The 11,963-nt window shown below is 36.4% G+C and carries 5 protein-coding genes and 2 pseudogenes; 3 read left to right on the plus strand and 4 right to left on the minus strand.

Annotation, left to right across the window (positions count from 1 at the left end; genetic code table 11):
* From ACEWK1_RS25225 to ACEWK1_RS25235, 3 genes and pseudogenes are all read right to left on the minus strand, one after another.
* Positions 1-391, minus strand: a pseudogene (locus tag ACEWK1_RS25225) (glycoside hydrolase); the annotation flags it as partial.
* A gap of 113 nt (positions 392-504) precedes the next feature.
* Positions 505-2,886, minus strand: coding sequence for a hypothetical protein (locus ACEWK1_RS25230; RefSeq protein WP_212135677.1), 2,382 nt, complete (start codon positions 2,884-2,886; stop codon positions 505-507).
* A gap of 152 nt (positions 2,887-3,038) precedes the next feature.
* Positions 3,039-4,640, minus strand: a complete 1,602-nt coding sequence (locus ACEWK1_RS25235) for an ankyrin repeat domain-containing protein (protein ID WP_212135675.1) — start codon at positions 4,638-4,640, stop codon at positions 3,039-3,041.
* A gap of 192 nt (positions 4,641-4,832) precedes the next feature.
* On the opposite strand from ACEWK1_RS25235, the gene ACEWK1_RS25240 reads away from it, so the two are divergent.
* On the plus strand, positions 4,833-6,557 hold the full coding sequence (locus ACEWK1_RS25240; protein WP_212135673.1) for a hypothetical protein: 1,725 nt from the start codon (positions 4,833-4,835) through the stop codon (positions 6,555-6,557).
* 88 nt (positions 6,558-6,645) lie between these two features.
* Positions 6,646-8,373 (plus strand): O-antigen ligase family protein, encoded by a 1,728-nt coding sequence (locus ACEWK1_RS25245; RefSeq protein WP_212135671.1) that lies wholly within the window; start codon positions 6,646-6,648, stop codon positions 8,371-8,373.
* Positions 8,374-8,822: 449 nt separating this feature from the next.
* On the opposite strand, the pseudogene ACEWK1_RS25250 reads toward ACEWK1_RS25245, so the two are convergent.
* Positions 8,823-10,232 (minus strand): annotated as a pseudogene (locus tag ACEWK1_RS25250) (alkaline phosphatase); the annotation flags it as partial.
* A gap of 218 nt (positions 10,233-10,450) precedes the next feature.
* Here ACEWK1_RS25250 and ACEWK1_RS25255 point away from each other — a divergent pair.
* A complete protein-coding gene (locus tag ACEWK1_RS25255) occupies positions 10,451-11,692 on the plus strand; it encodes a transglutaminase domain-containing protein (protein WP_212135669.1) in 1,242 nt (413 codons plus the stop codon).
* Positions 11,693-11,963 lie beyond the last annotated feature (271 nt).

An 11,963-nucleotide genomic window follows, 5' to 3' on the forward strand; every position in this document is an offset into this window, starting at 1 on the left:
ATTTTAATGAGCCATCACTATTCAAATCAAAATAACTAGGTGAAACAAGATTAAGGTTTCCTCCTGTACGATCAATCTGACTTATGTAGCTTTTGGTATTCCCAAAGTACAAATATGTCATATTAAAATCAGCAACATGTGCTGAAGCTTTTTGCGTCGTATGAAGAGAAAAAGCTGAAACAAGTACAACTCCTGCTACAACCTTTACTGTCGCATGTTTAATTTCAGGAAAACGTTTTTGAATATATTCCTTTGCCGTTGCATGTAAATCATCTATTTTCCCTTTAAATCCTAATTCACTTGAAAATTCTGTTGAAAAAGAATCTAAATAAAGAGTAATCACAACTTCATTGTCCGTCGTTATGATTTTATGTCGTTCAAATAATTCCATGGATGACACTCCCACTGACAGATATTATTGATTAGCCTGTACAATATCTCTTATTTTATGAATAAAAAACACCTTGTATTTGTAAGGAATACAAGGTGTTTTACTAAATCATATTAAAGGGAGTACTTCCACAAACTAACTCCATCATGAAAATAAATCGTTCCATCTGGAGATTGAATCACTTGTTTTACATCTCGTTTTTGACGTAAATAGGTGATTCTATGATTTTTCGGATTCATCTTGAAGATCGTTCCTTCGACAACTCCGTAGAGGTATCCGTCTTTTCCCATTAATAAGGAACCATTTGGTGAATGACCTGAAACATCGTTCACAATTTTCTTGCTGAACACGACACCTTTAGCAGGATGATAAACATAAAGAATTTCATCTGCTAATCCCCAAATCATTCCGTCATTTGCCACAGCAAGAGCTGAATAAAAACGGATATTTTTAAATGGCATCTTTATAATAACAGGGACTGCATTTGCATTATTCGCAGCAACTGTAAACAATGTTGCGTTCGTTTTAGCAGGATCTACATTTGGTTTTCCAAAAATAGATGTTCCTCCATAGATTTTTCCCTGGGATTTTGAATATGATAATGACACAATGCTCTGATCTTTAATCAGCTGATTTTTAACAGTGACTTTATTCGAACCAACATCAAGAATCGCTAACGCTCCACCACTATACCCTGAACGTGGTGTTGTTCCGATATATAATTTATTTGTATTCGGAAGATGAAGAACAGCACTTGGTCGATCTTGCCCATATCCACTTAAATTAAGAAGCTCTCTAGATGTTCCAGTAGATCGGTTGTACTCAATCATCTTCGCTTGCGGATAAACACCCAAATACATCTTATCGTTAATATAAGCAGAGCCTTCTACCTGACCAGTTGTTCCTTTTACCTCAGTTTTCTTCGTGCTCGGCGAATAAATACCAAGACTACCATTTAAAAATCCACTGCTAAACACATTTCCCTGACCATCAGAACCAATATGATGTAATTCAATCGGTTGGGCAGGTAGAGTCATTAAATCATGTTGAAATTGCTGACTGTCTAAATCATACGTAAAATAACGCTCATTACTACCTAATTTGCCCACAAGTGTATCGTTATCGATAAAATCAAAGGAAACAATTGTACCCGGAACCTTACGATCTACCAAAAGCTTACGTTCCTTCGTTGTTAAGTTAAACGAATAGATCGAATTTTGATAGCCGTAGTACACAACATTTCCTCTAGGCGATTTCGCAGATACACCAAAAGAGTCTGCTGCAAATTCACCAAGATATTTCCTTGAATTCACATCATAGTATAAAATCTTTCCGCTTGGATTTACCTTCACAAACAAAAGATTGTCAACAACATCTAAAGCTTGAATGTTCTTTTCATTTTTATAAGCACTCGGTAAGAGCAGCTCTTTTTTTCTCGTTTTCACATTAAGTGCAACAAGCTCTGCCGGAGAACCTAAGCCAACAAAGAGATAATCATTGTCTCCATAAGCAACACTCTTCGCATCCTTTTTACCTGAAAGAATCGTGCCGTAATCATAAAAGCCTTTGCCATCAACAAATTTAAAGGCCTTTCCTTCATTTGAAGTAACACCATAAAACGCATTGCTTGAGCTTGAATAATCAAGATCCCAAATAACCGTATTATTTTCTGTTGTAGCTTTTCCAATTTTCGTAAGCTGTTTTTTGTTCACATCGTATTTGTATAATAATTCGTTTGGTGTGGTTCCGATGAAAAACGTACCTGCAGGACCTTCTTCAATTGACCAGCCTGCCGTTGTGTTAGCAAGAGGTTCTACGTCAACTAGTTCTTTTGTATAAAGATTTGTTACAGCTAACGTCGCCGGAAGTCCTTGTAGAACAGATAGCATAAGGTGTTCTCCATTTGAGCTCGTGCCAAACGTTGCAACTGATACATTAATATTTGTTAATTGAGGACCTAACTTTTGAACAAGATTCGTATTTTTTACTCGATTTTCCGTTTTCGTTAAAAACGTTGTAACCGCTGCTGGCAGTTGTGCATAGCCACCAGCTTTTTTAATATCAACGGCTCTTTTCTTTAAACGCTCTAATTTTTTTAAATCACTTGTTGCTTTTTGTCCATTCCCATCAAAGTAAGATCTTTCGATGATATCCAATAATCTAATTTGCGATACTTCATAAATCACTCGTTCTTTTGTTATTTTTGATGGCTTTACATATTTGTTAAGTAGCTTTGAACGAGTAGAGCTCCCGGATACCTTACCAATTGCCCGCTCCGTTTTGGTGATATATGCTGTGAAATCGTTATAAAGCATATCAATTGTTTCCAGGTCACCTTTGTTGATAGCTGCCTCCATATTGGCGCGCCTTTGCAGCAGCATATTCCCTACATTTTCAGCATCTTTAAGTGCAGTATTTGCTGCATGTGTTGGATACGAGAATGAAAAAAGTGATAAAAATAAAATAATAGATAGTAGTGCTTTTGCTGTTCGCATGTTTACCTCCTACATTTCCTACAATGTGTCCCTTTTTTTCTAATAATAGGATAATTATACTATTACACTATTTAGGTTTCTATCGTTTTATGTTGAAAAGGTGCAAACCCATAAAAAATAACAGAGAGCGTCTTTGCTCTCTGTTACATCTATTATCTATAGGAATCTAATAAAGCCACCATCACCTCATAATTTTCATAATCAGCAGAAGGCATATCAAAAACAGTTAAACCACTTCCATCAACAAGTGTTATATCTGCTCCGTTTTCAAGTAAGACTCTAGCTGTTTCAACATGATTATAAGAAGCAGCCCACATAAGTGCAGTTTGTCCCATTTGATCTTGTGCATTAAGATCGGCACCAGAATTAATCAAAAGTTGAGTAATTTCCGGTCTTTCATGACCAGCTGCATACATTAACGGTGTACGCTGGAACACATTATCATCGACATTCACATAGCTCGCATCAAAATGGTTGTCTAAGAAATATTGAACAATCTCAATATTGTTGCCAATAATCGCACTGCCCATTGCATCTTGTCCATGTATATTCGTTTGTAATGGATCAGCTCCATGATCAATTAATAATTTAACAATATCCACATTTGAATACTCAGCAGCATATTGAAGAACAAGCATGTCCGAATTCATCGTGTTATCTGTTACAACAAGTTCATTTAAGTTAAATGTGTTCTCAGTAAGAAGAGTTTGAACAGTCGTCGTGTCACTATTTGAAATGGCTGACCAAAGTTCATTAACAGCATCACCCGTGTCTACTGGAAGCTCTCCTCCATTAACCAACAAGTTAAGATAATCAGTTAATCCAAATTCCAAATTCCTTAAATACTCTTCAATTGCTACAAGCTCTGCATAACCACCGGTAGCTTTGATTTCAACTGCTCTATTTTTTAATCTTTCAAGTTTAGCAAATTCTTTTTGTGCTTTTTCTGCATCAGAATTTAAGTACAAGTCATCAGAAATCATATTTAATAAACGATATTGGGAAATTTCATAAATTGTGCGTTCAATTTCCATTTTTACTGGTAGTACATAGAATTCATCAAGCTCAGCACGGTATGCTTTTCCTGCTACCTTCCCAATTTTTTGTTGAGTTAGCTTCATTTGCTTTGTTAGGTTGTTGTACAGTTCGTTTGCCATGTCAATATCTTCATAATAATCAATAGCATCACTATATTCGTAAAGAAGTTCACTTAAATAAAAGCCTTGTAAATCAGCTTCCCAATATCTTAAGTCCTGGTCAATAACCGCTGGCAATGCTGCATAACCACCGGCTTGTTTAATTGCTACTGCGCGTTGTTTTAACCGCTCAAGCTTCGCCGTGTTTCTTTCAACTTTTTCAAATTCATAATTAAAAATATCTTCCATAATAACATCCATTAATCGAGATTGAGACACCTCATAGATCGTACGCTCAACAGCTATTTTTGCGGGAACTAAGTATGTTTGTGCTAATCTTTCACGATTCGAAGCTCCTGATACCTTTCCGATCTTAATCTCTAGCTGACGAATTTCACTTGTTAACGTATCATAAAACATGTCAATCGTAATAAGCTCACCTTTATTAATAGCATTGTTATAAATTGATAGAATCGCATTTAACGATCTACCTTGCTCCACAGCTGCATCATAGTTGGTATGACTTTGAGCTGCTAGGGCAGTTGTTTCAGTTGCTAATGGACTAATAGGGCTTACAAGTAAACCTACGGATAAAGCAATAATCGGTAATTTTTTCAACAGACGATCTCCTCTACGGTAAAAATAAATAATAGATTACTTCGTCATTTTATCATGCAAGCACTACTTTAGAATTAGGATTTCATTCCCATTTATCTACTAGATCCTTTCCTAAGCAACTTTAAATATTTTCATTTTATGGTAATATATTCATAGGTTTATAGAATTATATTTCATAGGAGGATTCAACCATTGAAAAAAGCACTATTTCTTTTAACAGCTATTTTCACTCTTATTTTCAGTGCCAACATCACTCATGCAGCTGCAAAAGATGATGCAAAAGCACTTGGTCAAGGACTTCTGAAAAAGCTGTCATCATTTGAACAAACAATTAACGCTGGTGATATTGAGGACATACATAATCAATATGATGCTATGTCAAATGAAATTAAAAAAACGGAAAGAGCCATTGGGAAGGTTTCAGGAAAATCTAACCGAGATCAATTGAACAATACCTATGTGCGTCCCGCAAAAATTGCGAGAGAACGTGTGATCTATGAGGTTTCTCAATACCGTTTATTACTCATTATCGAAAAGCAATATATTGAAGGCCAACTCGATAAAGTGCAAAGCAATTTAGAAAAGTTAGAGCGCCTAAAGAAAAGAGCCGTTGAAATTAAAGAAGCGGGCGGATATAAAGCTGTTCCCGAAACAATCACTAACACCTTAACAGAGTGGGAAAGCAACATTGAATCTGAACTAAACACTAGCAACCCTGAAGACGGTTGGAAAGCCTCATTTACTGGTGAACCATTATTTGAAGGAAATGTTCAAGACGACGGCAGCCTACTTTATGGAAATTATAATATTGTTGATGAAGTCTACAAGGCAGATATTATGTCTTTTGATGAGAATGGAACAAAAAAGAATTCTTGGACTGTAAAAGATCACCGAGTTGAACTAGGCGGCACAAAGAAGGACCCGCGAATTGTGACAATTAACTATACAAAGGGAGCCGTTACTTCCTACACAACCGATGGAAAAAAAGAATGGACTTATTCAGTAAATCAAAGCATGGAATTTGAAGATTTCTACCTAATTGGCGAAAACGGAACAGTTTACTTAGTTGTAAAAGATAAAATTCATGCTGTTTCATCTAGCGGTAAGCTTCTATATTCACTCTCTAAGCCGACTGGTGCCTGGGATATGAAACTAGGACCAAATGGATCAGTTTATGTGATAAATATCGACATAAACAATTGGAAAGATAGCACGCTAACAAAGTATTCGAATACAGGAAATGAAGAGTGGACTAACAGTCTAGCGATTGACAACCCAGAGATCAATTACATTAACCATTTTGAGCTACTGAAAGTTGATCATAACGTGTATGTAAATATCATTTATGGTGGAGATGATTATTTCTCTTCAATAGATACCCTTTATTCTTTTAATCCTGAGGGCGAAAAGAACTGGGAAGCAAATGATATTGGGTATGTATATGATTTACGTGAATATGGACTAAGCACTTTAATCTTAACTGGTTCACACTATTATTCTTTAGATGCTAATGGAAATATTCAAAAAGAGATTGAGATTATCCCTGACTTTTCGGATGACTATATTCACAGCAGCTTCTTCAGTTCTACTAACCAGCTTTATATGAATACTAGTGAATATATCGCAAGCATCACACCGAATGGCCAATTCAGTTGGCAATCAAATATTCCTTATACAGAGTGGGCATCTCTTTATCCACTTAATAACAAGATTCTATTTACTCCATTTGATGATAATAAAGCTTATGTTTATTCAAATAATGGAGACAAATTAGGAACATATAATTTGGGTTATACAGGTGGGTATATAAGATTATCAGCTGAAAATCCAAATACAAACACAATCTTCTTAACGCAAAGTGAGTATATTGAAAGTCTTGATCAAATTAAAACTACATTACATGCGTTAAAGTATTAGTTGATTATTATGGTAAGATTATAGAAAGAGGAAGGAACAGCTACATGGCTGTTTCTTTTTCTTATGTAGTTTACGGAAGGTGCGTCTAATGGTATTTATCATTTATCTTTTTTTATTGTTATCTCTCATAAGCTTCGGGCTTTACCCTAGTGAGTTAATGTACAAATATTCCCTCGTACTGTTTGCTTTCGTAGGGATTTATTTACTCATTCGTTTCATACGTCATCAACCTATTTATATTCCTCTATGGTTATTGCCGATACCTCTTTTATACTTGTTTACTCTGTTCTTTGGTGTTGAATCTGTTCAGGGGACCTTGGATCAATTTCTAGTTTGGAGTACGGTTATTGCTTTTGGCGTGTTAGTTATTCACCTAAAAAACCCCAGTCAGCAACTACCACTAATCCTTACTGCTCTAAGCTGGACAATGATTATAGGAACCTATTTTATTTTAATAAAAATCATTTCGTTTCCACATTTTATTTTACCTTTATCTAAGGAACTTTCCGGACTTGGTGAGCGCCTTGGAGGATTTTTGCAATACCCAAATGCTTTTGCATCCTTTCTTGCTGCCATCATTTTGTTTCATCTTGTCCAAGCTATGAAGGAGTCAAAAAAACATCTTTACTTCCTTCATAGTTTCATTGTCCTGCCGGCATGGCCTTTGTTTTTATTAACAGAGTCTCGAGGGGCATGGCTTCTATTTGCCGCAGTATGGGTGATGTCATTTTATGTTGTATCAGCAAATCGGCATGTACAATATTTTCTTTTATCTTCCTTTATGATTTCAGGTGGAACTCTTCTTTATATGTTATTTACGTTAAGTGGTACGATTAAAATTACATTTTTATCGATAATTTCACTGATGTTCTTAGGTGTCATTGTTTGGATTGGAGACAGATTTAATGTTTTAGAGAAAGTACCTAACCTTAAGAACCGTCATATCTTTCCACTAGCCCTAATAGTCTTTATCGTTTTAACAGTGAGTGACCTTTATTGGAAAGGATTGTTTTACAGAATCTTACCTGACTCCTTACAACGTCGTTTAGGTTTTGATGTTGGTACGTTTTCAGAGCGAGTACTGTATTGGAAGGATTCGCTGGAACATTGGGAGCAATTTACCTGGATAGGACTTGGCGGAAAAGCCTGGCAGCTGTTCATGTATCGTATTCAATCTTCTCCGTATTTAACAAGTGAAGTTCATAATAGCTTTATAAATATATGGATTGAAATTGGGATCGTTGGACTGATCTATGTTTGTATTATTTTAATTAAAGTTGGCTATCGTTTATGGCGTAGTCATGCAGCGGCGTTTCCTGCTTTTCTCTTTTTATTAATACACGGAATGTTGGAGTTTACTTTTTCCTATCCTTTCTTTTTACTTTTTCTGTTGTGTCTTTTAGTCACTCCAAAGAAGTTGGAGCTATCTTCTTTAAGAAACAAAATGGCGATATCGATCTCATTCATCCTGCTTGTTAGTGGTGCTTGGCTATCTTACCAATTTATTAATGCCGATTCAGCGTATAAAGCAGCAAACAGTTCATTGACTAGAGAAGAAGCACAGCAATGGATTCTACAGGCTATCGATAAAAACGCATGGGAAACTGATTATGTCCGCTTTGCCGTAGAAAATGAGTTGGTAATCGGAGATAAGAAATTAAGACTACTGGAACAGTCATTACAATATGAACCAAATCATGCTTGGTTGCTTTATCAAGCTGGTAAGGCTGCGGAAGAAACTGGAGATTTTAAGAAAGCAGAGGATTATTATGAGCTTTCTAAAGAGAATAACCGCTATCCTAATAGAAGGAATTGATTAAGGGAAAAGCTTTGTAGGAGAAAGATCCTACAAAGCTTTTTCTTTATATCTTAGTGTTTTGCATAAGATACTTTGCTATCTGCTTGAACGTAGTATCCGCCACCTACATGGATTTGATCTCCATCTACATTATAAACACGGTACATGTTACCTTTTTTAAGTGTTTTTTCAGCCTTACCATCTTTCATTAAAGAAGTATCAGCTTTAATAGTAACAAAACCAACATAGAATACTACTTTTGAATTATCATGCTTAACAGTATAGCCGCCACCTACGTCATACACACCGTCTTCTGAGCTAAATACGCGAATGCCTTCGCCAGCTTTTAACGTACGGAATACATCACCATTAGGCTTATACATAGTTGTGTCATTCTTAATTAAGATACGACCAATATGTTTACCTGTTTCTGGCTTTTCCTCATTGTCATCACCAGGTACATAGTTTTCTTCAAGAAGATCAAAGATAATTTTTGCTTGATCTGTATTGTCGATTAATCCAGCAAAACGCTCGCTTTGTGGACCATATGCATATACAGGTACATCTTCACCAGTGTGTCCACCAGTAGTCCAACCAGTAACAGAATGGTCATCAACGATTGCTTCAATTGCATTATCGATAGCTGTACCGTTTTTCGCAACAGCTGCATCTTTCACAGCCTGAATTTCTTCTTTAGTGATCTTGCTGTAGAAATCAGCTGCAATGTACTTTTTCATGATTCCTTCAACATCAGCTTTGTCGCCAGCAGCAAAGATTTCAGCTGCAATGAAGTCAGGAGTTTTTGAGAATGCTTTAATTGGTGCTACGTGGAAGTTATAGTCTCCATTTGGAGCAGCTTTTGTATTAGAACCTAGAGATAAACCACCAGTAGCATGGTCAGCAGTTGTAACAACTAATGTATGACCATCTTTTTCAGCAAAGTCGATTGCTGCTTTAAATGCTCTTTCGAAATCTTCCATTTCACTCATTGTGCCAACAACATCATTGTCATGCTCAGCCCAGTCGATTTGGCTTCCTTCAACCATTAAGAAGAAACCATCTTCATCTTTGCTTAAACGCTCGATTGCTGTTTCAGTCATTTCTTCTAAAGAAGGAATGCTGTCAGGACGGTCGATCATCTTTGGAAGACCACCATCAGCGAATAATCCTAAGATTTGCTCGCTATCATCGTTCATAAGCTCTTCTTTTGTTGATACAGTTGTATAACCTGCATCCGCGAATTCTCCTACAAGGTCACGCTTATCTTTACGAATATCAGCTGAGAAGTTTTTTAATCCTCCGCCAAGAAGAACGTCTAATTTATGTTGGCCATTTATTAGCTCATCAAAGTAGTCATCAGCGATTGCATCCATGTTTTTACGGCTCTCATCATGTGCACCATAAGCAGCTGGTGTAGCATGTGTAATCTCAGAAGTTGCAACTAAACCAGTTGCTTTCCCCATTTCTTTTGATTGCTCAAGAACTGTTTCGTATGGGTTTTTGTCGGCGTCCATACCGATTGCATTGTTATACGTTTTGATCCCTGATGCCATTGCTGTTGCTGCAGATGCAGAGTCAGTAATGTTTTGGGCAGGATCATCAGGATATGTAGTTTGCATACCTACTAAATACTTGTCGAATTCCGTTGGTTCCATTTCTTTTGTTTTCGGATTATTCTTCATGTAGCGGTGTGCCGCAACTGTAGATGGACCCATACCGTCACCAATTAAAAAGATAACGTTTTTAATTTCTGGATCGCCTTTACTTTTCGCACTAGAAACAGTTGTGTTTGATGTTGCCCCAATAACACCCGCAATTGCTACTGAAGATAGAATTGTAACCGGGACTAATTTCTTGAAAAGATCTTTACTTTTCATTGCTCATCCTCCTACTAGTTATCATAAATACTAGTATTATATTAATAGAGTTTTGTTAACCAAGTGTTTATCTAATGTAAATTGTCGTAAAAATTATGTAAAAAATGTAAAAACATTGTCAAAACGTTGTTTACATTTTTCCATTGTGGGGAAGTTTGATTGTTTTTGATGAAAGTTTGCTATAATTCTAGTAACTCTATGAAAAGGTGGTAGTAAGGATGTTGATGCTAAGGAGAACCTTGTTACTAGTTATCCTGTTTTTTTGCTTCTCTCAAGTACAGGCTTATGCTGGTTCCTGGGAAGTTCCATATAAAGATGCATTAAACGTAGCTAATCAATTAAAACAGAAGCAAGCAGCATTTGATAAAGCAATCAATCAAGGGAATATTGAGGTAGTTGATTCTTTATATGATGATTTTTCTGCTATGATCGGAAAAACAGAAAGAGCTATAGGAAAGGTTCCGCGCAGTTCAAAGCGGGAGTATTTGTTGAACGAATTTGTAAGACCAGCCAAAATTTCAAGAGAACGTGTCATTTATGAAGTATCACAGCTTCGTTTGCTAGAGCAAATCGATGCAAATGTGAAAAAAGGAAGCTTTAATGAAGCAAAAAGTTTACTAGCAAAGCTTGATCGTTTAAAGAAGAGAGCTGTTGAAATTAAGGATGCAGGTGGATATGCTTCGCTGCCTGTTGCTGTAAATAACTATCTTACAAACTATGAAAATACCTTAAGAAATCAAATTGAAACAGGTAGTGTACCGAGCCTTTATTCTTCTATTTATAATGGAATCTCTAGTATAAAACCTGAAATTAATGTTGGAAGTTTTTCAAAGGATTCAGCTGTTGTTTTTGAAACATTGAATTCTGTACTTCAAGATCATCCAGAGCTTTTTTATTTTAGCTATAAAGGGAGTTTGTTCTGGTCTGATGGCAGGTTTGAAATTAAGTATCTTTACTCTACGAGTACGATATTATCGATGAAGAGTCAGTTAGAGCAAAAGGCAAATCAGATTCTGGCTCAAACCATTACTCCTGGTATGTCAGAGTACGAAAAGGTGAAAGCCATTCATGATTTCCTAGTTTTGAATATGGCATATGATTATGATAATTATCTGCGGGGCTCTCTACCTGAAGATTCTTATAATGTGTATGGAGCACTTATTAAAGGGACAGCTGTTTGTGAAGGTTACACTGAAGCTATGATTTATTTGTTAAGTAAGTTGAATATTGAAACGAAGTATGTAACAGGTACAGCTAACGGTGGGGCTCATGCATGGAATAAAGTGAAGATTGATGGTGCGTGGTATAACGTCGACGCTACTTGGAATGATCCTGTTCCGGATAAGAAAGGGTATGTGCGTTATGATTACTTCCTGGTGACGGATAGTGAATTGGCGAAGGATCATAAGTGGGACAATGCTGGATTTCCGAAGGCGACGGATGGGCAGTATATGAAATAGGTGGGTTTTAGAATGGCGGGCAGTCCAATTTTTGTGAGATTGGGCTGTTTTTGTTTTGTGTGAGACTGTTAGCACTTATGGGGGAGGTGTTTTATCGTTCATTTCGTTTATGAACGACAGTTTCTTCTTTTTTTGGTAGCGTTTTGTCGTTCATCTCCTTTATGAACGACTGTTTCCTCTTTTTTTGGTAGCGTTTTGTCGTTCATCTCCTTTATGAACGACTGTTTCCTCTTTTTTGGTAGCGTTTTGTCGTTCATCTCCTTTATGAACG

Origin of the sequence: Metabacillus sp. YM-086 (assembly GCF_048059995.1) — a bacterium.
Lineage (GTDB): Bacteria > Bacillota > Bacilli > Bacillales > Bacillaceae > Metabacillus > Metabacillus litoralis_B.

What these genes read in the sequence shown, in the direction of transcription:
- ACEWK1_RS25230 (WP_212135677.1), bottom strand. Translation starts at nt 2,886, where the DNA reads ATGCGAACAGCAAAAGCACTACTATCTATTATTTTATTTTTATCACTT.
- ACEWK1_RS25245 (WP_212135671.1), top strand. Translation starts at nt 6,646, where the DNA reads ATGGTATTTATCATTTATCTTTTTTTATTGTTATCTCTCATAAGCTTC.
- ACEWK1_RS25255 (WP_212135669.1), top strand. Translation starts at nt 10,451, where the DNA reads ATGTTGATGCTAAGGAGAACCTTGTTACTAGTTATCCTGTTTTTTTGC.